At 58.8% G+C, this 25,605-nt stretch carries 27 protein-coding genes; 9 read left to right on the top strand and 18 right to left on the bottom strand.

Annotation, left to right across the window (positions count from 1 at the left end; all coding sequences use genetic code 11):
- A partial coding sequence (locus AC4GMC_RS09080; RefSeq protein WP_488051937.1) for a DUF1013 domain-containing protein occupies positions 1-668 on the top strand: 668 nt, incomplete at its 5' end.
- A 45-nt stretch (positions 669-713) separates the two neighbouring features.
- On the opposite strand, the gene AC4GMC_RS09075 is transcribed toward AC4GMC_RS09080, so the two are convergent.
- The 4 genes from AC4GMC_RS09075 to clpS form a co-directional block, all read right to left on the bottom strand.
- A complete protein-coding gene (locus tag AC4GMC_RS09075; RefSeq protein ID WP_487879056.1) occupies positions 714-1,958 on the bottom strand; it encodes a PAS domain-containing protein in 1,245 nt (414 codons plus the stop codon).
- An 89-nt stretch (positions 1,959-2,047) separates the two neighbouring features.
- Entirely contained in the window at positions 2,048-2,848 is an 801-nt protein-coding gene (locus AC4GMC_RS09070) for an SDR family NAD(P)-dependent oxidoreductase (protein WP_487879055.1), read from the bottom strand.
- 3 nt (positions 2,849-2,851) lie between these two features.
- Positions 2,852-3,832, bottom strand: coding sequence for a class I SAM-dependent methyltransferase (locus tag AC4GMC_RS09065; RefSeq protein WP_487879054.1), 981 nt, complete (start codon positions 3,830-3,832; stop codon positions 2,852-2,854).
- Between the two features lie 13 nt (positions 3,833-3,845).
- The gene (gene clpS / locus AC4GMC_RS09060) at positions 3,846-4,172 is read right to left on the bottom strand and encodes an ATP-dependent Clp protease adapter ClpS (RefSeq protein ID WP_038006070.1); all 327 of its coding nucleotides are present in this window, start codon (positions 4,170-4,172) and stop codon (positions 3,846-3,848) included.
- Positions 4,173-4,277: 105 nt separating this feature from the next.
- Here clpS and AC4GMC_RS09055 point away from each other — a divergent pair, with 105 nt between their 5' ends.
- The gene (locus tag AC4GMC_RS09055) at positions 4,278-4,988 is read left to right on the top strand and encodes an HAD family hydrolase (protein ID WP_487878341.1); all 711 of its coding nucleotides are present in this window, start codon (positions 4,278-4,280) and stop codon (positions 4,986-4,988) included.
- Positions 4,989-5,320: 332 nt separating this feature from the next.
- Here the strand turns inward: AC4GMC_RS09055 and AC4GMC_RS09050 are convergent, their stop codons facing one another.
- Both AC4GMC_RS09050 and AC4GMC_RS09045 read right to left on the bottom strand, forming a co-directional pair.
- Positions 5,321-6,304, bottom strand: coding sequence for an NAD(P)H-quinone oxidoreductase (locus AC4GMC_RS09050; RefSeq protein WP_487878340.1), 984 nt, complete (start codon positions 6,302-6,304; stop codon positions 5,321-5,323).
- A gap of 37 nt (positions 6,305-6,341) precedes the next feature.
- Positions 6,342-7,034: a COQ9 family protein gene (locus AC4GMC_RS09045; protein ID WP_487878339.1), complete on the bottom strand. Its 693-nt coding sequence runs from the start codon at positions 7,032-7,034 to the stop codon at positions 6,342-6,344.
- A gap of 96 nt (positions 7,035-7,130) precedes the next feature.
- Between AC4GMC_RS09045 and rpsU the strand changes: the two genes are divergently transcribed.
- Entirely contained in the window at positions 7,131-7,337 is a 207-nt protein-coding gene (gene rpsU / locus AC4GMC_RS09040; protein WP_038005873.1) for a 30S ribosomal protein S21, read from the top strand.
- Positions 7,338-7,405: 68 nt separating this feature from the next.
- Here the strand turns inward: rpsU and AC4GMC_RS09035 are convergent, their stop codons facing one another.
- The 5 genes from AC4GMC_RS09035 to AC4GMC_RS09015 form a co-directional block, all read right to left on the bottom strand.
- Entirely contained in the window at positions 7,406-8,023 is a 618-nt protein-coding gene (locus AC4GMC_RS09035) for a hypothetical protein (RefSeq protein ID WP_487878338.1), read from the bottom strand.
- Positions 8,024-8,027: 4 nt separating this feature from the next.
- Complete coding sequence (locus AC4GMC_RS09030; protein ID WP_487878337.1) at positions 8,028-8,165, bottom strand: aa3-type cytochrome c oxidase subunit IV; 138 nt, start codon at positions 8,163-8,165, stop codon at positions 8,028-8,030.
- Positions 8,166-8,260: 95 nt separating this feature from the next.
- Entirely contained in the window at positions 8,261-8,719 is a 459-nt protein-coding gene (locus AC4GMC_RS09025; protein WP_487878336.1) for a DUF6173 family protein, read from the bottom strand.
- Entirely contained in the window at positions 8,685-9,758 is a 1,074-nt protein-coding gene (locus tag AC4GMC_RS09020) for an MBL fold metallo-hydrolase (protein WP_487879384.1), read from the bottom strand. Before AC4GMC_RS09020 ends, AC4GMC_RS09025 begins: the two co-directional genes overlap by 35 nt.
- A gap of 10 nt (positions 9,759-9,768) precedes the next feature.
- Positions 9,769-11,439, bottom strand: a complete 1,671-nt coding sequence (locus tag AC4GMC_RS09015; RefSeq protein ID WP_487879385.1) for an acyl-CoA dehydrogenase family protein — start codon at positions 11,437-11,439, stop codon at positions 9,769-9,771.
- Between the two features lie 119 nt (positions 11,440-11,558).
- On the opposite strand from AC4GMC_RS09015, the gene AC4GMC_RS09010 reads away from it, so the two are divergent.
- Positions 11,559-12,491, top strand: coding sequence for an L-threonylcarbamoyladenylate synthase (locus AC4GMC_RS09010; RefSeq protein ID WP_487878654.1), 933 nt, complete (start codon positions 11,559-11,561; stop codon positions 12,489-12,491).
- On the opposite strand, the gene AC4GMC_RS09005 is transcribed toward AC4GMC_RS09010, so the two are convergent.
- From AC4GMC_RS09005 to ubiA, 3 genes are read right to left on the bottom strand one after another with little or no spacing between them, the layout of a single operon-like run.
- Positions 12,488-12,814, bottom strand: coding sequence for a hypothetical protein (locus AC4GMC_RS09005; protein ID WP_487878653.1), 327 nt, complete (start codon positions 12,812-12,814; stop codon positions 12,488-12,490). The genes AC4GMC_RS09010 and AC4GMC_RS09005 overlap by 4 nt on opposite strands.
- A complete protein-coding gene (locus tag AC4GMC_RS09000) occupies positions 12,807-14,723 on the bottom strand; it encodes an OmpA family protein (protein WP_487878652.1) in 1,917 nt (638 codons plus the stop codon). The genes AC4GMC_RS09005 and AC4GMC_RS09000 overlap by 8 nt, the downstream gene beginning before the upstream one ends.
- 58 nt (positions 14,724-14,781) lie before the next feature.
- The gene (gene ubiA, locus AC4GMC_RS08995; RefSeq protein ID WP_487878198.1) at positions 14,782-15,741 is read right to left on the bottom strand and encodes a 4-hydroxybenzoate octaprenyltransferase; all 960 of its coding nucleotides are present in this window, start codon (positions 15,739-15,741) and stop codon (positions 14,782-14,784) included.
- Positions 15,742-15,754: 13 nt separating this feature from the next.
- On the opposite strand from ubiA, the gene AC4GMC_RS08990 reads away from it, so the two are divergent.
- The 4 genes from AC4GMC_RS08990 (at position 15,755) to AC4GMC_RS08975 (ending at position 19,007) form a co-directional block, all read left to right on the top strand.
- Positions 15,755-16,480, top strand: a complete 726-nt coding sequence (locus AC4GMC_RS08990; RefSeq protein ID WP_487878199.1) for a 16S rRNA (uracil(1498)-N(3))-methyltransferase — start codon at positions 15,755-15,757, stop codon at positions 16,478-16,480.
- The gene (locus tag AC4GMC_RS08985) at positions 16,477-17,043 is read left to right on the top strand and encodes a hypothetical protein (protein WP_487878200.1); all 567 of its coding nucleotides are present in this window, start codon (positions 16,477-16,479) and stop codon (positions 17,041-17,043) included. The genes AC4GMC_RS08990 and AC4GMC_RS08985 overlap by 4 nt, the downstream gene beginning before the upstream one ends.
- Positions 17,040-17,570: a hypothetical protein gene (locus tag AC4GMC_RS08980; protein WP_487878201.1), complete on the top strand. Its 531-nt coding sequence runs from the start codon at positions 17,040-17,042 to the stop codon at positions 17,568-17,570. The genes AC4GMC_RS08985 and AC4GMC_RS08980 overlap by 4 nt, the downstream gene beginning before the upstream one ends.
- A 66-nt stretch (positions 17,571-17,636) precedes the next feature.
- Positions 17,637-19,007 carry a glutamate--cysteine ligase gene (locus AC4GMC_RS08975; RefSeq protein WP_487878202.1) on the top strand — a complete coding sequence of 457 codons (1,371 nt, stop codon included), beginning with the start codon at positions 17,637-17,639 and terminating at the stop codon, positions 19,005-19,007.
- On the opposite strand, the gene AC4GMC_RS08970 is transcribed toward AC4GMC_RS08975, so the two are convergent.
- Positions 19,008-19,883, bottom strand: a complete 876-nt coding sequence (locus AC4GMC_RS08970; RefSeq protein WP_487878963.1) for a flagellar motor protein MotB — start codon at positions 19,881-19,883, stop codon at positions 19,008-19,010.
- Positions 19,884-19,967: 84 nt separating this feature from the next.
- On the opposite strand from AC4GMC_RS08970, the gene AC4GMC_RS08965 reads away from it, so the two are divergent.
- The gene (locus AC4GMC_RS08965) at positions 19,968-21,422 is read left to right on the top strand and encodes an alpha/beta hydrolase (RefSeq protein ID WP_487878036.1); all 1,455 of its coding nucleotides are present in this window, start codon (positions 19,968-19,970) and stop codon (positions 21,420-21,422) included.
- Here the strand turns inward: AC4GMC_RS08965 and AC4GMC_RS08960 are convergent.
- Genes AC4GMC_RS08960 through AC4GMC_RS08950 form a run of 3 tightly spaced genes read right to left on the bottom strand, consistent with a single transcriptional unit; the run spans position 21,419 to position 25,492 of the window.
- Positions 21,419-22,459, bottom strand: coding sequence for a lipocalin-like domain-containing protein (locus AC4GMC_RS08960; protein ID WP_487878037.1), 1,041 nt, complete (start codon positions 22,457-22,459; stop codon positions 21,419-21,421). The two genes, AC4GMC_RS08965 and AC4GMC_RS08960, sit on opposite strands and share 4 nt — an antisense overlap.
- Positions 22,449-24,833: an ABC transporter permease gene (locus tag AC4GMC_RS08955; protein ID WP_487878039.1), complete on the bottom strand. Its 2,385-nt coding sequence runs from the start codon at positions 24,831-24,833 to the stop codon at positions 22,449-22,451. The genes AC4GMC_RS08960 and AC4GMC_RS08955 overlap by 11 nt, the downstream gene beginning before the upstream one ends.
- Positions 24,833-25,492, bottom strand: coding sequence for an ABC transporter ATP-binding protein (locus tag AC4GMC_RS08950; protein WP_487878038.1), 660 nt, complete (start codon positions 25,490-25,492; stop codon positions 24,833-24,835). The genes AC4GMC_RS08955 and AC4GMC_RS08950 overlap by 1 nt, the downstream gene beginning before the upstream one ends.
- Between the last annotated feature and the right edge of the window lie 113 nt (positions 25,493-25,605).

The raw sequence follows: 25,605 nt of genomic DNA, 5'->3' as shown, positions 1-25,605 counted from the left end.
ATTTTTGCGGCCTACACGAGCTGGAAGTACAAGGCATTGCGGACGGCGATGTGGCTACCGGTGTTAAAGGGTTTGACCCGGTCACGAACAACCAGCTGACCCAAGATGAAATCGAAGCGGCTGAAAAAGATCCGACACAAAAGCTGAAGCTCAAGTTCAATCCCGCTGCTGTGGGTGAAGAAAAACGTCGTGGCCCCCGATATACGCCGCTGTCAAAGCGTCAGGATCGTCCCGCATCTATCCTGTGGCTCGTCAAGTTCCACCCCGAGCTAAGCGATGGCCAAATTTCGAAGCTGGTCGGGACAACTAAGCCGACTATCCAAGCCATCCGTGAGCGGACCCACTGGAATATCCAAGGCATTCAACCGATTGATCCGGTTGCTTTGGGGCTTTGCAAACAGTCCGAGCTTGATGCAGCCGTTCAAAAAGCAGCCAAGAAGCTTGCTGCTGAGGGTAGCATCATGTCCGATGATGAGCGCCGCAAACTGGTTTCCACCGAGCAAAGCCTCGAAATGGACAGCGAGCCAAAAATTCCCGCTGCCATTTCCGGTCTTGAGACCTTTACGCTGTCTGATGATCCACGTGAGGACGAAGGCCCTGAGCTTGATGCCGACAGCCTGTTCAACTTGCCCGAAGCGATCGCGGACGAAGACGACGAACAGCCATAAAATGGTATTCCACTGGCTGTTTTAACGGTTTAAACGCCGCGCGGGTCATCCTGCGCGGCGTTTTTGCATCCCCGCACCCACACCGCCTGCACTTGCGATTTCATGCTCAAGCGCATCACGCAGAATATTGCTATCGTCCTGAATGGATGCCAACTCCCTGCGTGTCCGCTCCTGAAAGCCATCGAGTTGACGCATGATGTCGTCAATGCCGCCCCCTTGTTGACCGATCCGCGCGCTTTCGATTTGACCGATGATACTGGTCACCGAAAGACCTGAGAGCGTCCGTGTTAAACGTTTACAGGTGTTGTGAAACTGCGTGATCTCCTCAACCATGTGCTGAAGCCCACTTTGAAGGTAACGTTCCTCTAACTCTGAAAGGAACTTACCCTCTGCCTCGATCACATCGGGGTCATCGCCTCCCTCAAAGATATCAATGACTTCGTTCTGGATTTGATTGGCGCAGGTGACAAACAAGCCATTGTGGATTTCAGCCGCAACCGTATCGGCACGCGCTACGAATGTAGCGATTCCATTTCGGATTTCCTCAATCATATCGCTAAAGCTCTGAGAGATGACACTAAGCGGAAGCGCCTGTTGGCCCATCTGCGCCGCTACAACCCCCATGTTAATCGGCGATGTCTTTATGTTGGCAAACCCCGCAACGATTGTGGTGCTAGACGCTTCAATCCGACCCAGCGCGTCAAGCATGTTCCGATATCGCGTCATCGCAGAGTTGTCTGCACGCGTCATAAAGCTGTTCCGTGCCTCAACTTCCTTTGACAACGCATGCGCCATAAAGGTCGGGTAGTCCTTGAAGCCGAGTGCCTTGATCTCCTCCAAAAACAGCGCAGCACTGTCATGCGGTTCCAGCTTTTCGGCGTTTTCTCGGGCGCGTATACGTTCGTAAATCTCAATAACTTTCGGCTTCAACTCGCTCAGCGGCTTTAGCCGCACCGAGAGAAACCCGCCTGAAATCGGCGTAATGATCGCGAAAACCCAATAGGGCTGTCCGTTTTTCGCGCGATTTTTAATGTATGCCCCAATCGGCGTTCCTGCATTCAAAGCCTCCCAAAGGATCCAGAAAACAGCGCGCGGCATATCAGGGTGGCGCACGATTTTATGTGGCGCGCCGGACATCTCATCCCACGAATAGTGGCTCGTGCGCAGAAACACGTCGTTGCCGAACAGTACGATACCGCGTTCGTCCGTTCGCGAAAAGAAAAGCTCACGAGGCTCAAAGGTGACTTCTTCCTCACGTGGACCGGAGGATTGTGACGTGGCATTTGACATGATCGACGACTCGAATGAGGGGCACGCCACATGCCTAGCGGACAAAACCTCTCAATCGGTTAACGACCGCAAAAGCCTGCCAATTTCGATCAGTGCGCCGCGCCATCCACAGGATCGAGAAGCGTGCGCCCCCCATCCACTGTTAGGATTTGGCCCGTCATAAATCCCGCTCCATCGCTTGCCAAAAATTGTGCGGCATCAGCGACTTCGCTGGGTTTTGCGATACGCCCCATAGGCGTGCCCGCACAGATCGCAGGGCGCAAATCGCTGTCTTCTTTCAACGATGATTTCAAGGATGCCGACATGACCGAACCAAACGCTACGGCGTTCACACGGATGCGTCGCGGTGCAAGCGCCACAGCAAGTGATCGCGTTGCTTGGTCAAGCGCGGCTTGCGAAATCGAATAGCCCAGCAAATCCGCCTGCGTACGACGCGCAGCAATGGAACTGATGTTGATGATAGAACCGATGATCCCCTCATCCCGTCCATCGTTTTCTGCCTGCGTTATCATACGCTTGGCCACCGCTTGACTGAGCCGCAGGGACGTCATCAGGTTCTGCTCAAGCAGAGCCATTACGGTACCGTCTTCTGGGTCGAGAGGGTCTGTTTTGTCCACCTGCCGGGAGGCGTTAACCAAGATATCTACCTGATCAAATGCATCCACCGTTGCCGACAACAGGTTGGCTACCGTTAACCTTTCGCGCAAATCCCCAGCGAAGAATTTCATATTCTCAGAATTTTCGCCAATTTGTTCGGCCAGACCTGCTTCATCGCGATCCGCACACATAACTTTGGCGCCACGCTCCTCAAAATGTCGCGCGATTGCCAGACCGACACCGTTGGCCGCACCTGTTACAATTGCCGTCTTGCCACTGATGCTAAGCGCCATAGTCTACCTCTTTGCCGGTCTTTTGGCCGAAATCACCTTATAGCCGCCTGTCTCGGCCAAGACCACAACCTCGGTGAAGGCGGCACGCAACGTCGTCTCGTATGGCAGGTGGCGGTTTGCCACCATAAGGAACTGCCCCCGAGGCGCGATCAAGCGCGCAGCCTGTGAGATAAACGCCTGCCCCAGCGCAGGCACGGTGTCCCTGCCAATGTGGAACGGCGGGTTTGAAATGACGGTGTCGTAGCGGCCCGTCCAATCGCGTGCATCAGCCCAATGGAACGTCGCACGCTCATCCGTGACGTTTTCTTGCGCACAGGTAAGCGCGGTCCAGTCGGCCTCAACCAAATCAATACTGGTAACAGCAGGGCAACGGGCCAACACCTCAGCCGATAAATACCCCCAACCGGCACCCAGATCGCCCACAGTACCCTTGAGCGAGGGCAAAGCCCCGACCAACGCGCGTGAGCCCGGATCAATCCCATCAGCAGAAAACACGCCTGCCCGTGTGCGATAACTATCAACACTCTGTGGCGTAGCAGCCCAGCCGTCGGGGGTCTGCCCCGGATTGGAGAAGGCAAAGACTTTGCCATGTGCCTTACTGAACGCAGGTCCCACTTCGGCCATTTGACGGCACAGCTTCAGTACTGATTCGATACCCGCCTCCTTGGGGCCATCCACGATAATGGTCGCTCCCTTTGGCGTGACCGCACAGGCCCGTGCAATCAGGTCGAGAGTTTCCGCCTTGGATTTGGACACGCAGACCACCGCTGCCACGGCATTTCCCTCGGGTGCCTCGGTCGCGGTTGCTATTTTGCGCGATTTAAGCGCCTGATGATCAGGGAAAAAACCTTGAACCGCCGTGATCCGCGCGGGATCAACAGGACCAAAATCAAACGCCCCATCAGGATGGAACACAACAACGGGACCCTCATCAGGCAGGTCAACATGCCCGCTCAGGAGCGCCAAGGCGAAACGAGATTTCATAAGATAAGGGAGCCTAGTCTTCTTTTTCCATGGTGCACTGCAAAGGGTGCTGATTGCGGCGGGCAAAATCCATCACCTGCGCAACTTTTGTCTCCGCAATCTCATGGCTGAAAACGCCCACAACGGCCATGCCCTTCTTGTGTACGGTCAGCATAATTTCCACGGCCTGTGCATGGCCGATCTGAAAAAAGCGTTCCAACACGTGCACGACGAATTCCATCGGCGTGTAATCGTCGTTCAAAAGCAATACCTTGTACATCGGCGGCTTAGCCGTCTTGGGCTTTGTGTCGGTGATGACGGAGGTATCGCCATCGTTTTCCGAAGGCGTGTCGGACATCATGATGGTCTGGGTCAACAAGGGACACCTCTTGAGCATACGGTAAACTGCGGCTAGCCCCGTAATATAAGAGCATGTGCGCCCCTGAAAAGGGGCAGTGAGGATAGAATGGCACGGAAAGTCTTAACAGTTGGTTTAGATGCCGATGACACACTGTGGCATAACGAAACTTTCTTTAAGCTCACGGAGGCTCGTTTTCGAGATTTACTGCGCGATTATGCCGAAGCCGATCACCTTGCGGAACGCCTGCTGGAGGCGGAAAAACGCAACATCCATCACTACGGGTTTGGCATCAAGGGCTTCGTGCTTTCGATGATCGAAACCGCTATTGAGGTTACGGAAAAACGCGTGCCCGCGCATGTCATTTCGCAAATTCTGGAGGCAGGCCAAGACATGCTCGCCCATCCCGTGGACCTATTGGACGGGGTCCAAGAGGCAGTTGAAACTCTGGCACAGCACCACCAACTGATCCTTATCACCAAGGGTGATTTACTGGATCAGGAACGCAAGATCGCGGCGTCAGGGATTGATCACCTATTCACCGCTGTCGAAGTCGTATCCGACAAAAACACAACCACATATGCGCGGATATTCTCTCAGCACGGCGCTGGACCAGAGACAGCCTTAATGGCCGGTAACTCAATGAAATCAGACGTTCTTCCTATGATTGAGGCTGGCGGGCATGGCGTGTTCATCCCCTTTGCTGAAGCTTGGGCGCTGGAGCATGCGGAGGCCCCCGAAGCCCATCCGCGCTATCACACGCTAGACGCATTGGCCGACCTGCCGGACCTCATCCAAGGCCTGCAAGAAGACTGTTGAGTCAAAGGTAGCTGAATGGGGTTGGTGCGTGCCATCACGGTGAACCCCATGACGGCTGTCCGCATTTAGAACCCGATTGTCGTTGCTCCCGACGATGGCGCGGACAACCGCGGTGACACAGCCCTCACCAGCAACGCTCAAACCATCTCTCAACGCGTTGGCCGCACTCAGCGAAACTCTCTGAAAACGAGCCAAGCCTGTCAACGTCACTGCGATATCAAACCCAAAGACCGTAGGCCCGAACACTGGCGCACAGACAACGTAGGCTCTGCGGCAACCAGCCGCAGCAATTGCCACGATTTATGCGCCAAAAAAGTTGAACCTAAGCCGCCCTACCCAACTTTTAGCACGATTTTCCCGATATGCGTCGATGCTTCCATCCGCGCATGCGCTGCGGCGGCCTCTGCCAGCGGGAATTCCGAATCCATTACCGGCCTGATCCGCCCCGACGCGTACAACGGCCAGACATGCGTCAACAGATCAGCCGCGATCTTTGCCTTGGCCCCGTCGCTTTGGGGGCGCAGGGTCGAGCCAGTGATCGTTAATCGCCGCATCATCACCTGCGCAAAATTCAGCTCAACTTTGGAACCTTGCAAGAAGGCAATCTGCACCAGTCGCCCATCGGTTTTAAGCGCGCGTACATTGCGCGGCAGGTAGTCGCCCCCGACCATATCAAGGATCAAATCTGCGCCACCCTCGGCCTTAAGAACCTCAACAAAATCGGTATCACGGTAGTTGATCGCACGCTCTGCACCCAGGTCAACACACGCCGCACACTTTGCATCAGACCCCGCCGTCGTAAACACACGCGCCCCCATCGCAGAGGCCAACTGGATGGCCGTCGTACCAATGCCCGATGATCCGCCATGGACCAAAAATACTTCACCCGCTTGCAGCCCACCGCGCGTCATAACGTTGGAGTAAACCGTAAACGCCGTCTCACACAGCGCAGCGGCTTGATCCATCGGCATATCGCCAGGAATTGGCAGCGCGTGGTCTTGGTGGGTTAACGCGTGCTCGGCATAGCCGCCACCGGGCAGCAATGCCGTCACCCGATCGCCAACCGACCATTTAGACACATTGGGCCCAACGGCTGTCACGGTGCCCGCCGCCTCTAGCCCCGGCAGATCGCTCGCGCCGGGCGGAGGGTTATAAAGCCCCGCACGTTGCAACGCGTCGGGGCGGTTCACGCCCGCATAGGCGACCTTGATCAGGATTTCGCCCGCACCCGGAACCGGCACATCACGCGTGGCCAGCTTTAGGACCTCAGGCCCACCGGACTGAGTGATTTCAACAACTTGCATTTGCTCTGCCATAGGGGCCTCCGTCGTTACCCCTTGGTAGCAGCCGCCTTCACGAAGCGGAAGGGTCGCGCCACTGGCCCGGCAAGTCCGAGCGGGACAGCTTGGACGGGGCTTTCACCTTGCCAAGCGCCCACAACGGACCGGCAAAGACCTTTGCGAACATAGGATTGTTGAGCGTGGCGCCTTTCACCTGTTCGAACTGCATGACGTTGTCGATGCGTCGGTCCAAAAAGGCCCAAGTGGCGGCCTGATTCTCGCTCTCATCACCCAGCCAGAACAACACCGTCGATCCATACACCGCTGATAGAATCGAGCGTTTTGTGTACCAATTGTAATCCTCGGACATGTCGCCAAGCGTATCCCAGATGGCATCACACGTGCCCCAGACCGCCTTAGCCCCATCCGCCGCATAAAGCGGCAGCGCGAATAGCGTCGTCCCGCGGCGCACAGCTTCTTTGTGCGGCTCTGCTAGTTCCAGCCGCAGGCGAACCGCATGAGCGACCCGATCCCGAAACCGCATATCATAAAGGTCCCGTTTTTTGAGTGCGGCCACCATCTGTGCATCGCCGCGCTTGTGAAAAGCGAGCGCCAAATCAACAGCCCCACGCGGAAACGCCGCCTTGGCCGCAGCAGGCACTGCGCCGCTGTCCTCCATCGCTGCCTCAAACGTCGCCTGCGACCACCCGTCAAACGCAACGTGGGGCAAAGCGGCATCAATCATCTTGTCGGTCAGGTTGGTCATTCACGATCCTCCATTACTGGACATGTAGCCGGGACGTTGTTATAGGCCAGCTTCCTGCTTTTTATAACTCTAACTTAGGAAGGTGGTGACAACCACATGCAGGTCAGTGTTCGCGACAACAATGTCGATCAGGCGCTTCGTGCCCTGAAGAAGAAGCTGCAGCGCGAGGGTGTGTTTCGGGAAATGAAGCTCAAGCAACATTTCGAGAAGCCCTCCGAGAAAAAAGCACGCGAGAAGGCAGAAGCAATTCGCCGGTCCCGTAAGCTCGCTCGGAAAAAAGCGCAACGCGAAGGGATGCTCTGAGCATTTCGTCGATTGTCATAGAGAACCCCCGGTGCCCTCAGGCTCGGGGGTTTTTCTTTGCCCAGACCTTAGCCCCCCGCTGCCGCCTTGGCCGCCTGTTGTGCGCGGTACCGCAGAACGTCTGAATTCGAATCGGGGCTGTCGTCGAAAATCTTTCGCTCGGATACGCCGGGCAGCTTAGCGAAGTTTTCCATGACTTGCACCGGAAAGTAGGACGGCGACATCTGCGGCAAGCCGAGTGCCTGCAAAATGCGACTGGTGGTGATGGCACAGGTCGCGTTGCCCGCCGCCCCGTTGGCCTTGACCAAAGCCAGTGCTTGGTCCGCAACGTCGGGGCTTACTTCGACCTCTTGCAACACCACATGAAAGGTTTCACGGGCGTGATAGTCGAGGTAAAAGTCGTAAACCGTGGGGTTCATACCAAAAAGCACGTCGTTGCGTTCTGGTACGGTGGGGTGCCACCACGTGCCTGCGGGGTCCCACAACACACGCTCAGATCCGTTGACCAACAGGGCCGAGTGTCCGCCGCTGCCGGATCTGTTGTTGATCGCTGTAATCAACGTAAGTGACGGCGGCCCGTCATGCGCATAACGGGCCTGTGTCACCGCGCTGTCATCTGCCCACTTCGGCTCTGCCGTGCAGGCGCTTAGCGCGCAAAGGGCGGCAATAACTGCCAGCCAGCGCATTGGCTTAGCGCGCGAAAAGCGCGAGGAAAACCAGGATTGCGATGATCGCGACAACGGTCCACTTTGTGAACTTCACAAAGCCGTCAAATGTCTTTTCATGCACTTCGGTGTTCATGCTGCCGTGCTTGTGCTCTTGTGCCATTGGTCGTCTCCCAGATTAAGCTTCTGTCCGTTGCGCCGTCGTTAGCCGATTGCGCGGCCCCTGTCACGGGGGACTGGCGCGCGAAATCGGCGCAGCTAGGTGTTTTCCTCAAGCGCGGCGGCCAGTTGAAACCCAATACGCATCGGCTCGGGCTGTTCTTTGGGCTTTGGCAGCGTACGCAGCATCACGTTCAACTGATTTACATGCTGAATGAGCTGCGTTTTTGCGCCCGCCTGATCGATCCCATAAAAGGTGATGATATCCGGCGCATAGAACCCAACGCCCTGAATGCGCAGCACCCCCATGTCACCCCCGGTGAAGCCCATGGCGACCTCATGTTCGGCATCCAGCTGTTCCTCAAAATTCTTGAGGTACATGATGACCCGCTGATACGCCCATTCGGCGGGGCTTTTCTGATCCACCGGCTTTTTGCTGACCGCTTCGGGTACAGGGGCTGCTTCGGCGCAGGGCTCTGCCGGGTTTGCGTGTACCGCGCCGCGCTTCGTCAGCGCCGACGCCTCAAGCGCCTCTGCGGTTGTCTGTGTCTCGTTCATCGCGGTTCCCCTTGGCTTGCCAGACGTAAACGCCATCCGCCTGTGGTGTGCGTGTGATGTCCCCACGTTTCCACAGGTGATTGAGGTGCGCAATGGTTTCGACAAATGCGAGCCCATAGATGCCGGACGTGATCTTGCGCTTGAACAAAGGCGCGAAACACTCCCCCCCCAATCGTGGCGTTTGCAGATGGTCCAGCAATCGATCCAGTGCGCCGTGATGGTTTTGCGCCAATTGCGCCATCCGCAAAGGCAGCCCTGTAAACGGCAATTTGTGCCCCGGCAGTACCAGTTGATCGTCCCGTGCAAGCGGGGCAAGGCGGGCACAGGCATCAAGCCATTCACCGACGGGGTCCGCTTCTGGCTCCGTCGCATAGACGCCAATGTTGGGCGAAATCGACGGCAAAAGCTGATCCCCGCCCAACACCAAAGGACCATCCACCTCATACAAAACCGCATGATCCGCCGCATGACCTTGGCCCAAGACAACGTTCCATTCACGCCCCCCAAGGGTGATCAGATCGCCCTCATCCACACGGGTAAAGCCAAGCGGCAGGGGATGCACACAATCGGCAAAGTTAAACGGCCGCTCATTGGTGCGCTGCGCAAGGACTTCTGGGTCCATCCCATTTACGCGCCAAAATTCTAAGGTTTCAGGCGCGGGCACATCTTGGGCATCCAGCGTCAGCATCCGCGCCGTGACATAGCTGGTGCGGGTACAGATCAGTTCCGCGCCACGCCCCATCAACCATCCTGCAAGGCCAATGTGATCGGGGTGATAGTGGGTAACAAACACGCGCGTCACCGGCCCATCCAACTGCGCCATCAACCGCTCAAGCAGTGTGCGTGCGCGGTTGGTATCAAAGCCCGTGTCCACCAGCACCCAGCCATTGGGTTCCCGCAGGAAATAGATGTTCACGTGATCGAGCGCCATCGGCAGAGGCATTCTGGCCCACAAAACGCCTTGTGCGACCTCAACCAAAATGCCCTCGGCGGGGGGCGTTTCCCACGGATACCTGATGCCGATCGGCGCGTCTTTCATTGTGGTACCCTTACGTGGCCAAGTCCTCTGCATTCAGGGCATACAGGTCCGCCGCGCCAAGCGAAACCTTCCCAAGTTCAGCCATCGCCTCCGGCAACGCCCGAGAGACATAAATTTGCGCAAGCTTGGCGTGTTTACCCCCTGCTTGCGCGCCCTTTAGATGCGTCCAACTGCCAATAATCCGCGCAAAAGCCGCCAGATAGTGCACCGCGCCGGCGAACCGCTCATTCAACGGCTGCTCTAGCAACCAGTCGGTCACGTGGCGCAATTCGGTCACGGCGGCGCGTAATGCGGGGTGATCCATTGCACTGATCTCGTCCATCAAGGCAAAGGCAGCGTCGCCCCCATCAGACAGCTTGCGGCCCACCAGATCCATCGCCTGAATCCCATTGGTTCCTTCATAAATCGCGGCCACGCGGACATCGCGCAGGTATTGCGCGGCACCGGTTTCCTCAATGTAGCCCATGCCCCCATGCACTTGGATGCCCGTATCCGCCACAGCAATCCCAACGTTGGTGCAATAGGCCTTGGCGATGGGCGTCAGCAGTGCGGCCCGCGCATTCCAACCCGCTTCACCCGTGGCCGTCGCCATGTCGATAGAGACCGCGCACTCAAAGGCAATCGCGCGGGCGGCGGCAGTATCAGCCTTCATCCCAGCCACCATCCGGCGCACATCTGCGTGGTCAAAAATGGCAGTCGCCCCATTGGGCGTCTGGCCCTGTTTGCGGTCCAATGCATAGGCAAGCGCGTGTTGCGTTGCGGCCTCGGCCACGGACACGCCCTGCATCGCCACGCCCAGCCGCGCATTGTTCATCATAGTGAACATAGCGGCCATGCCCTTATGCGGCTCACCCACCAGCCAGCCTTTGGCACCATCATATTGCATCACTGCCGTGGGGCAGCCGGCCTGCCCCAGCTTATGCTCAAGGCTCACAACCTTAAGGGTATTGGCCACGCCAAGACTGCCATCCGCATCAGGAATCAGCTTGGGCACCATAAACAGGCTGATACCTTTGGTGCCCTCAACCCCATCGGGCAGGCGCGCCAGAACCAAGTGGCAGATGTTTTCGGTCAGATCGTGATCCCCGCCCGAGATATAGATTTTCTGCCCTGTAATCGCATAAGTACCATCGCCCAAAGGCTCTGCCTTGGACCGCAACGCGCCGACGTCACTGCCCGCTTGCGGCTCCGTCAGGTTCATCGTTCCTGCCCATTCGCCAGAAATCAGCTTGGGCAAATACAGCGCCTTCAATTCATCTGAGGCATGATGCTCTAGGGCCTCAATCTGACCTTGGCTCATCAAAGGGATCAGGTTCATCGACAAACACGCCGATCCGATGAACTCATTCACCGCCGTCATCAGCGTCAGGGGCAAGCCCATGCCGCCATATTCTGGGTCCGCTGCCATTCCGACCCAACCGCCCTGTGCAATCGCGGCATAACCCTCGATAAATCCGGGGGGCATACGCACTTTGCCGTTTTCTAACTGCGCGGGATGCGTGTCGCCCACACGGTTCAGGGGCGCCAAGACATCCCCAGCCATGCGCCCCGCCTCAGACAAGATCGCATCGACCATCTCATTGCCTGCCTCAGCAAAGCGCGCTGTCGCGCTAATTTGATCAAAACCAACGACCGTAGACAAAAGATGGCGAATTTCGGAGACAGGCGGCGTATAGGGCATCGGGCTCTCTTGGGTTGGGCGCTTTTCCTCGCGGGGCGCGAGCGGTATGGGTGTTTTGGCCAAACCTAGGTCGCCCTTTGGCGGCCAATCAACAACAACGCAGCGTTACATATTTTCAGATGACCGAAATCCTGACCCCAGAGGCAAACGACATTGCGCGCGCAGCCACAGTTCTGCGTAGCGGCGACCTCGTGGCATTTCCAACGGAAACGGTCTACGGCCTTGGAGGTGACGCGACGAACGGGCGCGCCTGTGCGGGGATTTTTGACGCAAAAGGACGGCCAAGCTTCAACCCGCTAATCGTCCATGTCCCGGACCTTGCGACAGCACAGAAATATGCCGTGATTGAGGGGCCGTTGCTGCGCTTGGCACAGGTCTTTTGGCCAGGCCCTGTGACGCTTGTTGCCCCTTTACGGCCCGGTCACGGCCTATCCGATTTGGTATCGGCGGGCTTGCCAACGGTTGCTTTGCGCGTGCCCGCACACCCCTTAGCCCAAGCATTGCTGCGCGAAACGGATCGCCCTTTGGCCGCACCATCGGCAAATCCTTCGGGCCAGATCAGCCCGACAACCGCAGCCCATGTATACGCAGGGCTAAACGGCAAAATCGCTGCTATCTTGGATGGGGGGCCCTGTGCCGTTGGCCTCGAATCGACCATTCTGGGCGGTGATCCCGTCCGGCTGATGCGCGCAGGTGGGCTGGCCGTTGAAGAAATTGAGGCCCAGTTGGGCCACCCCCTACCCGAGGATACAACCCCGGGAAAAATCCAAGCACCAGGGCAGCTCAGCAGCCACTACGCGCCCGATGCACCCGTCAGCCTGAACATCACAGAACGGCACGCCGGGCGCACGTTGATCGGTTTCGGACAGGTTAAGGGAAATCTCACGCTTTCGGAGAGCGGTGACCTAGTAGAGGCCGCTTCGCGCCTGTTCGGGGCCCTGCACGCGGCGGACGCCTTGGCGCAACCGATCGATGTGGCGCCCATCCCGCACGTGGGTTTGGGACGCGCGATCAATGATCGACTGACCCGGGCTGCAGCTCCGCGCGATTAACCTTTGGCGTGTGCTTCGATGTAGTTGCGCAGCTCTGACGCCTCATGCCGGGCCTCGCGCAACCCTTCCATCGCAGCACGCAGCTCCGCTTCTGTCTGAGACAACTGACCACCCAACTCTGCTTCGCGCTGTTGCATGTGGCTCACGGCCTGATCGCGCATTTCTTCGGCATCATGCAGGGCTTGGGCCATATCTTCCAGCTCAGCAACATCCGATTTCGTAACACGACTGAACTTGCTCACCAGCCATGAGGCGAACCAACCCAGCACGAATGCAATGAATAGAATAATGGCGATGGTCGTGACAAATTGCGTGTTATTCATCGGCCGCAGCCTCCTGAGATGGGTCAGCGGTTTCGCCCGTTTCCGGGGCCTCTTCGCTTGCTGCGGCCTCCGCCGCCAATGCAGCTGCGGGGACCGGATTTTGAATCAAGCGGAACGCGATACGGCGGTTCGCCTCACGCCCTTCTTCGGACCCGTTGTCCTCAATCGGCTGGGTTTCACCGTAGCCCACAGCCTTTAGGGCGGCGGGCTCAACGCCCCGATCCACCAGCGCCGAGCGCACCGCATCGGCACGTTGCTGGCTTAGGTTGAGGTTCATTTCCTCGCGCCCCTGACTGTCGGTGTGCCCGCCAATTTCAACGCGAATACGGTCGCAATCCTCAAAGGCCGCGGCAAGTTTTTCGACTTGATCCACCGCAGAGCTGTCAATGTCAGCCGAGCCCGGCTCAAAGGTGATCTTCTTAACTTCCAACACCGCATTCATGCGCGCAACGCATTCCTCCGGCGTGGGAATATTTGCGGTGGGGTCAAGCAGTTCATCATAGATAACAGCTACGGAAAAATCCGCACTTTCGCCAAGCTTAGACGACAGAATACGGGACATCTCTGCACGTGCCGTGCGCGATCCCGTGTCACCACGCACCTCAACGGTGGTGGGCTGCACAATAAGCGTGCCGTTATTGAGGTGGCTGAGCGCCTCCAAGCCCGCAAACACCCGCGCAGGCCAGCCATTGGGCAATTCGGGGTCCTGCCGGGTCGCGATATAGGTGTCTTCGGTGCCGAAGTGCGCGCGCGCAAAGCTAAGCACAGCAGCCTCTTGGGCCACATCGCTCAGACGACCGCGCATTTGCACGATCCCTTCGGGAGACCGCGTCGCAACAAATTCAGGCATTTCGGCTTGGGCGGCCGTGCTCTCTGGCTTGGGGGGCAGCACCGAATGCAGTGAAAACACATCAGGCAGATCGCTTTCTAACTGCCCGATGGTGCGATCAAACGTTGATTGCGGCGTGGTCGCAGCAGCAATCAGCGTCACATCAGCATCCGAAAAGGTGATCGTGCCGCCACCTAAATCGTCCAAGGCAGTGATGCCCAGCGATACTGCATCGGCCCAAGAGGCCGATGGCACGCCCAACCCGACAACACAGTCGGCTTTGCCTTCAAACCCCAAGCTGGCCGCCGCGCGCACTATCTGATCGCGTGCGGCATCCGTATCCGCCGAGCAGGCATCGAACGCCACAGCATCGCCATCCTTGGTGAACCGAAGTGTAAATGGTGTGATCACCGGTCGCGGCGCAGAAATAGACATCGCCAACGTGATGCCAGAGGGCACGCGCCGCGCAATAGCCGCTTCTAACGTTGCCTTTTGTTTTGCACTGTCGGCAATGGCCGTGATTTCCACCCGGTCTTTGGAGACCGATATTTTTGACCTCGGCAGATCCCGCAGGCTGCGCAACGCAAAGTCGACGGCGTCGGCCCAGTTTTCGGGCACATCGCGTGCGGTTTGCTCAACCATGTCTGTAACCGGCACTTCTGCCCCGAGGTTCGCAAGACCCTCAGACAATTGCGCGCGGCCACCATCAGATGGCACCAAACCAATCAACGAAATACCCGTATCGTTGCGCAAAATCTCAAGGGAGAACCGAGGCGGCGCGATGCTTTCGGGATCAACGACATCCATCGCATCCACAATCCGACCGCTGCCTACGACCGTACCCGCCACGGTAATCGCGCGAAAGCGCGCGGCCTCTGAGGGGGCGGTTCCAGTGACATTCAAGATCAAACCATCAGGATAAACCTCGACCCAATCCAGCGCCTCTTGGGCAAACACCCGATCCAACGCCTCAACCGAGCGCGCTTCGATCCAGTCCGCACCAAAGTGCGCGGTGCCCCATGCCGCTGCACCCGCAACGGCAAAGCAGGCAGTGGCAATCACTGTTGGCAGGCGTGACATATAAACCGAAGGCTCCCTTGGTGGCCTTCCATTTAGCCCCGGCTGTATCGCACTGCAATCACAGGAATACCGCTGCGGCGAAAAACAGCGCAGGGATAAGGCCCGCGTCGCGGTTGCTGCGAAAGATGCGCAAACAATTGGCAGGGTCCGCGATATCCAATCGCCCTAACTGCCACGCCATATGCCAGCCAAACCCCCAAACACCGCCCAACGCCAGCACAAGGGCCAGCACATTCGACGTCGGCGCAAGCGCCATGATCACAGCAGCGCCCATCAGCAAAACCGTCAAAACAAGGAAAAATCGCAGCCACTTGGGGGAATTGTCCGCAAAAAGCCGTGCGGTGGATTTCACCCCGATCAGTGCGTCATCCTCACTGTCTTGGTGTGCATAGATCGTGTCATAAAACAGTGTCCATGCTATGCCCGAAAGGTACAAAAGGATCGGCACCCAACCCACGCTGCCGGTGTGCGCCGCCCATGCCAGCAAGGCGCCCCAGTTGAACGCCACGCCCAAAAACACCTGCGGCCACCATGTGAACCGCTTGGCGAATGGGTAAATCGCCACGGGCACCAAGGCCAATACCCCCAACACAATCGCCGTCAGGTTAAACGTAATCAGGATACAGAATGAGATCAGACACTGCACAATCGCCCACAAAAGCGCCCATTTCACAGTCACTTGCCCCGACGGAATGGGCCTAGACCGGGTGCGCGCCACTTTGCCGTCGATCCCGCGGTCCGTGATGTCATTCCACGTACACCCCGCCCCGCGCATCAAAAACGCACCAATTGCGCAACCCATCACAATCCACAGATCAAACCACCGCGGCCCATACGTCGCCGCCGCCAACGCAACACCCCAGTAGCAAGGCAACAACAACAGCCACGTTCCAATCGGACGGTCTGCCCGAGACAGCCGTAAATAGGGTCGCGTCCACGCCGGGGCACGGGTATCAACCCAGTTGCCCTTGACGGCATCGGCAACCTGCTCTTGAGGTGGGGGCGCAATCTGAGACATCGGGGAGCCTTTCATGGCGCAAAGCAAAGTCAGGGTGTTTGTAGACCAGCCCTTGGGGGAGGCGCAAACAGTCGCGGTCTCCGCGGATCAGGCACACTATCTTTTCGGGGTGATGCGGCTCAGCGTGGGCGATGTGATCACCGTGTTCAACGGGGCCGATGGCGCATGGAGCGCCGAAATCGTTGACGCGGCCAAACGCCGTGGAATGTTGCTGTGCAAAACGCAAACTGCACCGCAACACATGCCCCCAGACCTTTGGTTGTTGTTCGCTCCGATCAAAAAGGCGCGCACCGATTTCATCGTCGAGAAGGCGACGGAACTGGGGGCTGCTCGCATCTGTCCGGTCCAAACGCGCTTCACCAATTCCGAGCGCATCCGCCAAGACCGCCTTCAGGCCCACGCCGTCGAGGCGGCAGAGCAATGCGGCGGTACGTTTGTGCCGCAAGTCAGTGCTTTGGAGAAACTGGATAGCGTGCTGGCGCATTGGCCAGAGGATCGGCAATTAATCTTTTGCGACGAAAGCCTTGTGGGCACGGCATCGTCGTTTGCGGCGGTACGTCAAGGCCCTGCCGCGATTTTGATCGGGCCGGAGGGGGGCTTTTCACCTGAGGAACGCACCCGTTTGCACGCCGCACCCTTTGCCACCTCAATCAGCCTTGGCCCCCGCATTTTGCGCGCGGATACGGCAGCCGTTGCAGCCCTAACGCTTTGGCAATCCACAGTCGGAGATTGGATGTGAGCGTGCAACTGCACCTGTTTTATGCCAGCCAAACCACCGCGGCCCTGATCCTACGCCAAGCGGCGGGCCCGCTGTGGCGGCTGATTGGTTGGGACAGGGCGACCGACACGTTGGCACCGGGCCAATGGATGCAGCACGATATTCTTGTTGATCGCTGCGCGCTCTCACCTGATGGGCTGCACTTTCTGTATTTCGCGGTCGATAAGCAATGGGATCGGCCGGCAAAGGGCGCCTACACCGTGCTCAGTGCCGTGCCCAATTTCGACGCCCTCGCGCTATACCCCCAAGGGGATGCGCAGTGCGGCGGCGGATATTTTGTGGACGAAACACACTACGTAATCCAAAGCCCAACGGGCACGCCCGATCTGGTTGGCAAAGCATCCGGCCTCAAACGGGTCAATTCCATGAGCGGGGCGGCCATGACGCCACGTGCCGCGCGCGGGTTCGGCAAACGGCGCAATGTCCCGGCGCCCACCCCCCAAAATTACACGACCGAAGGCGGCAAACTGTATGCCCCGAACGGACGCATGATCGTGGACCTCACACAGATGGAGGCCCCATGAGCTGGCTCCGCCCCGAAGCCACTGCGCGCCTGAAACAATGGCGTGAGGCGATGATTGGCACCACTATCGCCGGTATCGGCGGTTGGATTGCGTTTGCGTCCTTTGGGCTTGGTGTGCTGGCGGGCGGGGTCATCGCCCTGATCGGCGCGGCACTTATTTTTACCGGCACGCGCCATGCATTGTTTCGTACCGATACCGAAGCCCCCGGCCTTGTTGAGGTGACCGAAGGCCGGATCACTTACCTTGGCCCGCTTGCGGGTGGCACTGTCGCGCTCGCGGATTTGCGCGAAGTAAGCTTTACGAGAACGAACGATGGCAGCACCTTTTGGCGGCTATCCAGCCATGAACCCCAGCCCCTTATTATCCCAGCGGGCGCGTCTGGTGTGGATGTCCTGCTGGATACATTCACCGCGCTGCCGCAGTTCGACACCGGGCTGATGGTGCGCGCTGTGCAATCACGCACACCGACCGCGCGCCTGATTTGGTGCCATCCTGCACACACCCGCACGCTCAAGGCCTTGACTTGACCCGCCAGAGCGCTCAGTCGTGACCCACTCCGCTCCGGCGGGACAGCTACCCTTTCGGAGACGCATATGTCCATTCCACAGTCCGGCGGCGCGCCGATCACTCACCACGACCAGCTCGCGCAGTATCTTGCAGATGGCTGCAAACCCAAAGAAGACTGGCGGATCGGAACCGAGCACGAGAAATTCGGTTATTGCAAAGACAGCCTTAAGCCGCTGCCCTACGATGGTGATCGCTCCATCAAGGCGGTGCTCGAAGGCCTGCAACATCGCTATGGCTGGGCCCCAGTTTTTGAAGGCCCCCATATCATTGGCCTCGAAAAAGACGGCGCGAACGTCAGCCTCGAACCCGGCGGCGCGCTGGAACTGTCTGGCGCCCCCCTCGAGACGATCCACCAGACATGCGATGAGGTGAACACCCATCTGGCCGAGGTCAAGGATATCGCCGATGAGATCGGCGTGGGCTTTATCGGGTTAGGCGCGGCCCCCATTTGGTCACACGAAGAAATGCCCTTGATGCCCAAAGGGCGCTACAAATTGATGAACGCCTACATGGAGCGCGTCGGCACCGCCGGCACATCCATGATGCGGCGGACCTGCACCGTACAAGTGAACCTCGACTTCGAATCTGAAGCCGACATGGTGAAAAAGATGCGCGTGGCAATCGCGCTGCAGCCTGCGGCAGTCGCCTTGTTCGCGAACTCACCGTTTTTTGAGGGCACCCTGAACGGTCATAAATCTTGGCGTTCTCGCATTTGGCGGCATCTGGATGACGCGCGCACCGGCATGATCCCGTTCGTATTTGACGAAGGTTTCGGGTTTGAGGCGTGGGTGCAATATGCGCTCGATGTGCCGATGTATTTTGTCTACCGCGATGGCGAATATACCGACGCGCTTGGCATGTCGTTCCGCGATTTCCTCAAGGGGGAGCTGCCCGCGCTGCCCGGGGAAAAGCCCCTGATGAGCGACTGGGCAGACCACCTAACAACCTGTTTCCCAGAAGCCCGGTTGAAGAAGTTCATCGAAATGCGGGGGGCCGATGGTGGCCCATGGCGGCGGCTTTGCGCCCTGCCCGCGTTTTGGGTCGGCCTGACATATGACCAAGGTGCGTTGGATGCGGCCTGGGATTTGGTCAAGGATTGGGACGCCGAAACCCGCGAGGAACTGCGCGTCGCCGCCTCAGTCCATGGCCTTCAAGCAGAAGTGAACGGTCTGCGGATGATCGATATCGCGCGTGAAGCTGTCGCCATTTCCGAGGCTGGCCTCAAAGCACGCGCGCGGCCCGGCGTCGGCGGACTTGTCCCTGATGAGACGCATTTCCTCAACGCCCTCAAAGAATCCATTGAGACCGGCAAAGTTCCCGCTGACGAATTGGTGGACGACTATAACGGTCGCTGGAACGGAGATTTGACCCGTATTTTCGCTGATCACGCCTATTGATTAGCGTCGCCCAGCGGCCGCACGCGGGTTTGTGCGCAGAAAAACGACCTCCAGCCGGTTGTTTCTATAATCCATAGGCCCTTTTGTCTTTGGGCTGCGATCAGCGTGTCCTGTCACGCGCTGGATGCGCCGACCATCAAACCCAGCATCTATCATTAGCATCCGCATCCTATTGGCCCGGCTGGTCGACAGATCCCACGAGATATCCCTTGCCTCAACAATTGGGCGCGCGCGTGTATAGCCTTCGATAGCCGCACTGTTGGACACCATCGTCGATACACGATTTATCATCTGCGCAAGTGCGATCAGTTCTGGTTTTGGTGTATCGGTCCCCGGTTCAAACAACCGATTGTCCGGTAGATCAAATATCTCGACCACCAACCCCTCATCCGTGAGCCGCGTTTGCACATGCGTTAAGGCCAATTCCTCAACCAGACTATCGCCCCCCAAACCCAACAGTGTGCTGGCGGCTGCGGCCAAATCCTCTTCTTCCTTCGCGGCCGCTTCTTCGGCTTCTGCTAGGGCCTGCATGGTGCCTGCGGTCCCAAAAGCTTGCTGCACAACCCCCTGCTCCTTACCGATGCCACCTACCCCATCACGTGCCAGTGTCTCCTGCGAGAACGCGCTAGAGCCGCCCATCGCGCCATCCCCACCACCAGAAATCCGAGCAATCGGGATTTCCGGGCTGAAATAATCCGCAAGGCCCTTGCGCTGGTTCTCTGTGGTGGCATTAAGCAGCCACATCAGCATGAAAAACGCCATCATCGCGGTCACGAAATCCGCATATGCAACCTTCCACGCGCCCCCGTGGTGCCCCCCGCCACTGATGACTTTCTTGCGCTTAATGATGATGGGGCGTTCGAAATCGTTGGACATAGCACTCACAGAGGTTTCGCTTTGCCAAAGGCGTAACAACACTAGATGAACACCCGATTAATCGTCTCACCGAAAGCTTCAAATATGCGCCTGTTAACCACGTTGGTCGCTCTTTTTGCCCTCACGATTGGGGTATTTCAGCTTGAGCAAGAGCGCGCGGGTATCCCCCAACAAGCCACTAACGTGGGCACGACGCCGGTCACTATCTACGGCGCGGGTCCGGGTCCTGCGGTGGTAATTGCGCACGGCTTTGCCGGGTCTCGCCAGTTGATGGAGGGCTACGCCCTGACGCTTGCACGCGCGGGGTATTATGCCGTTAGCTTTGATTTTGAGGGGCACGGTCGCAACCCGATCCCGATGTCTGGCGATGTGACCCAAATCGACGGCACAACCAGATTATTAATGGATGAAACCCGCCGGGTGATCGACTTTGCACGCACTCTGCCGGGGGTGGATGGGCGCATCGCGCTGCTCGGGCACTCTATGGCCACAGACGTGATCGCCCGCGTCGCAGTGGCGGACAAAATACCAACAGTTGTCGGTATTTCCATGTTCTCTGAGGCTGTATCCAGCACCGAGCCGACCCGTTTGTTAATGATATCCGGACAAGCCGAGGGCCATCTACGCGACGCAGCCATCGACGCCATGACACTGGTCGGGCCCGGCGAAGAGGGTGCGACTGTGACCCAAGGCCCCGTCGTCCGGCGCGCCGTTGTGGCACCGGGGGTTGAGCATGTCGGCATCCTCTATTCGCAGACCGCAAAACGCGAAGCACTTGCGTGGATCAATGCCGCATTTGAACGCGATATCACCCCCCCAATCGCCGCCACAGGCATGTGGGTTTTGCTGGCACTTGCGGGTATCGTGGCACTTGGCTGGCCATTGGCACGCGCCTTACCCCACGGCGCTGCCCCAGACGCAATTCCAACTCGCACATTCTGGCTCGCAACATTGGTGCCGGCACTTGTCACGCCACTCATCCTCGCGCCGTTCGATCTGCGGTTTTTGCCGGTTTTAGTCGCCGATTACCTTGCGGTACATGCAGCCGTTTACGGCCTTCTGACACTCGCCCTTTTGCGCATGGGCGGGGTTCGTTTTACAGGCTTGCGCGCACTGCCCTTTGCCATTCTGCTTCTATGGGGCCTGGTCCTTTTTGGCGGATTTCTTGACCGCTATGTCGCAAGCTTTTTCCCAACAGGCCCACGCATCGGCATCATCGCGGCGATCAGCATCGGCACCATCCTTGCACTACTTGCGGAGGCAACACTTACCCAAGCCGGAAGCGCCTCGTTCCTGCGCAAAACCGCCGCTCGGATCAGCTTTCTCGGGTCCCTCGCAATTGCCACTGCACTGGACTTTGAACGTCTCTTTTTCCTGCTACTGATCCTGCCGCTGATTGGGTTGTTCTATGCAAGCTTTGGCGTGATGGGTGGATGGGTTGGTCGCCGCAGTGGCGCTGTGGTGGCTGTGGGTGCGGGCCTTGGGCTGTGTCTTGGCTGGGCGTTAGGCGTCAGCTTTCCGATGTTTGACGCAGGCTAATAGCCCGTCATCTCTAGGTATCCGCGGCCCTTGTGCGTCCCAGTGGCCGCCACCGGCCCTTCCCAATAGGGAAACAACGTCGCCTGCCAACTGTCATCATTGATGGCGCGGGTCGTGATATCCAGCGCTTGGGAAGGCAGCTCAACCCGCCAATCCACAGGGACCTCTCGGCCCGCCACATTCGCGGTACGTAAAGGGGTAAGGCGCAGGTCGTTTGACGGCGTCACAGCGCCATCCGGCGTGATCCAACTGGCGTAGGTGAACGATATGCCCGCCTCATCCCGGAGACCAAAACCCATCAACCGCTCGCCCCCCTCAAAGTGCAGCGAAAACCAATCCCACCCGAGTTGCCCTGCATCAAGCGGCTGCGATGACCACTCTCGGTCCAGCCACCCCTGCCCGGTGACAGCGACATCGCCATCCGGCAGGTTCAAGACACCGCTGACCTCATAGAAGGGCTGCGAGTAATAGTAGCTCGCCTGCCCGCTGTTGGATTTCACCGAAAACCCATTGTCACCATGAAACACCAACGGCCCCGTCGCGGTAAGATCGAGGGCATAGGTCGCACCCTCTAGCGTGGCCGTCAGGTGCAACGCATCCAGCGCGTCACCCGTCGCGGCGCGGGTTTGCATGGTCCAATCATCGATCCATGCGGCAAAGGGTTCGGGCGTGACACCCGCCTGCCCTATGCCGCCACGCGCCAAACGCTCGCCTGTGAAATGGGTGTCGGGCGTGGTGATCCCGGCGTGCCCCATCCACACCTGCACGTCCCCTTCGGGCCGCAACGCAGAGCGGAAAAGCGTCCATTGCACGCCATAGGTTTGGCCGTCCTCGCCCTCTAGCACAGCCGTTAGATACCACCATTCAATACGAAAATCGGGGTGTGCGCCGTGATCTTGGGGAAACGTGAAGCTCGGTTCCGGGGTTGGCAGCGCATAACCGTCTGCCTCTTGCCCAAGGCCCGCAAACCCCTGGGCCAGCGCGATCATGGGTGTGCAGATCAACCAAACGGCTGCGCAAATGGCTTTAGCGGGCATGGGCAAACACCTTCAACAATTCGGACGGGGGCAGTTTTGCAATGCTGCGCATCGGCAGGGCCGCAGCAAGGGCCGCCCCCACCAGTGCCCACAGCAACAATTGCGCCCAATCCCATGGAAACACCTGCATCGGCAATCGCCAGCCAAACGCCTCAACATTCACAATGGCCAGCAACACCCACGCAAGCCCCAAGCCAACCGGTACGGCCAGCACCGCCGTCAACACAGCAAGCACAAGCGCGCGCCCCATCTCCAGCGCCGCAAGGTGGCGACGGGTCAGCCCAAGCGCCCACACTGGGGCAAGCTGCGGCAAACGCATCGTGGCCACCGTCGTCAACGACGCCCATAGCGCAAATCCCGCAACCCCCAACGTCAACACATTGAGCGCGCGGGTCACGAGAAACGTCTGCTCAAACACCTCAAGGGAGAACGCTTTGACCTCCTCTTGGTTGATCGTATTGTCGAGGGGCAGGCCAAAATCCATGACAATCCGGTCGCGCAACGCGGCGGGGGCCTCTGCACTGATCGCAAAGCGCACCGGCGAAATGTCCGGAAAGCGGGCTACAAACGTTTCATAGCCAATGATCGCCTGCCCAGCCGGATTGCCGTAGTCGGAATAGACGCCCACGATTTCCATGCGCCAATCAGGGGCCAGCATCAGGATTTCACCAGTCCAAAGGTCGTCACGGCGGGCCAGCTGTTCGTTCACCAAAACGCCCGTTCCTGCCGCGACACGGTCCCAGACGTCCGATGCCCCCTCTAGCAGTGGCCAGTGATCGCGGTAAATTGCGTGATCCTTGATGCCGAACACCTCACCGGGGGTTTCACCCAAGCTGACCTCAGCTGAGATGATCGGCAAAATGGCGCGGACATCACCCGCGACAAATTCCTGGAACGCGGCGGCTTCAGCCGAGTTGCGTGTGGTGACATAAAGGTCAGAAGCCAGACGTTGATCGAGCCAGCCAATGAACGTGCCCCTAAAGGACCCGACCATGGTCGACACACCCACGTTCGCCGAAAGCGCAAGCAAAAGCGCCATCAAAGCAAGCGATAGCGCTGGAATTTGCTGCCGTGTGTCTGCCCAGACCCAGCGGGTGACAACACCTGTGCCAAAGCGTGACAACCCCGCGATGATGATCGCCAAGGCTGTGGGCACCAAAAGGGCCGCCCCCAATAACAGCGCCGCAAGACACGCGAACCCGGCGATCAAACCATCCCCCGCAATGCCCAGCACCAACGCAGCGATTAGAAGCCCAAGCCCCCCAAACGCCTGCAACCTTGCGGTGCTGGCGTTGGCCCGCGCCCATGCGCGCGGCATCGCTGGTGCCAAAATGGGCAGGCGCGATAGCTGCCACAGGCTACTGCCCGCTGCCGCCGCAGCCCCGACATAGGCCATGACAAACCCCGTAAGCCACCAGATCGGGCTGAGGCTGAGACTGCCGGATACAGATGCACCATAAAGCCCAGACAGGGTCGCGGCGACCCCCGGCAATAGTGCGGCAGCCACGACATACCCCAACACGACGCCAAGACTGCCTCCCACGGTCGCGAGCACGAACGCCTCAGCGGCCAATAACCCCACCAACGCACGCTGCGGCAGCCCCAAGGCGCGCAGGGTCCGAAACAGAACGCGCCTTTGTTCAAACGCAAGGCCGATGGCCGCGTGCACAATGAACAATCCAACCGCAAAAGAGAGCAACCCGAACGCAGTCAGGTTCAGGTGAAAGCTATCCGTAAGACGCGCGATATCAGAACCCTCACTCGGCGCGCTCAGCGTATAGCCCGCGTCAAGATCAGACAGCGGCGTGCGGCGTGTAGGTTGGTTTTCGAGCACAATGATCGACGAAAGCGTATCGCTCCGTAAAAGCTGCATCGCGATGGTCAGGTCAGTCACCAGCCGCCCCGGCGCAATCGTATCCAGCACACGGGCCGGGGGCAGCCCCTCGGGCAATCGATCCACCGTATCGGGATGGACGAACACCACACCGGGCGGCACCAAAAATGCGCTCAGATCGCCTGCGCCGCTTAGATCCGGCACCGTGGCCTGTTGGGGGGCGGTGAACGGATCAAACCCCAACACCTCTAGGCCACTGCCGCGTAACCCACCCTGCGCCACGGGCGACACCAGCCACCCGGCCCGGCGCAGCGCTACGAAATCCGCTAATCGCAAAGGTCCGTCCGCGCGCGTGATCTGTTGCAGTTGTGTTTGGCCCAGCGCGCTTGCGGCTCGGTCATAACTGCCCCGCGCCTCGGCGTTGATGGCTTGCACCCCGGTCCACAACCCCGTGGCCAACGCCAAGCCGATAATCACCACCAACAACTGCAACCGATGCCGCGCCCAATGCGACCACAGCGCCTGCGCGCCTGCCCGGATCACGCGATCACACCGGCGCGCAGACCGACCTGACGGTCCAACCGCGCCGCCAGCCGCATAGAGTGCGTGACCATCAACAGGCCCGCACCGGTCTCAGACACAAGCTCCAGCAACAGGTCCATCACCGCGTCGCCCGTTGCCTCATCCAGATTGCCGGTCGGTTCATCCGCAAGCACTAACTTCGGCTTGGCGGCCAAGGTCCGCCCAATGGCCACCCGTTGCTGCTGGCCGCCCGATAGTTGTTCGGGGTAACGGGACAAAAGCGCGCTTAGGCCCAAACGCTCCGCGAGGTGTGCCGTCCATCCCGCATCGTGACGCCCAGAGAGCCGCGCATGAAACGCCAGATTGGCCGCAACATCCAACGACGGGATCAGGTTGAATTGTTGGAACACCACCCCAACCGTCCCTCTCCGAAGCGCCGCGCGACCCGGATCATCAAGGCCTGCGATATCAGTGCCCGCGATGCGGATATGTCCCGCATCCGGCACGTCCAAGCCACCGATCAAATACAGCAACGTCGATTTGCCCGACCCGCTTTCCCCCGTCAGGGCAAGGCTGGTGCCTGCAGCCAACGATAACGACACCCCCCGCAACACCTGCAAGGGGCCTTCGCCCGTTTCAAAACTTTTGGAGACATCGGTCGCGTGCAGTAATTCCATGACCGTCAGGTAGACCCCCAGGCCCGACGTTCAACACCAATTGACGCCGCACCTTTCGCCCCCTAGCGATGATCCCAAAGGGAGGCAGACATGACACAGCCAAATATTCTGAT

The sequence above is a fragment of the Thalassobacter sp. genome, assembly GCF_982993085.1.
Note: the sequence above shows the minus strand (reverse complement) of the source record. Positions and strands in the feature narration are given on the sequence as shown.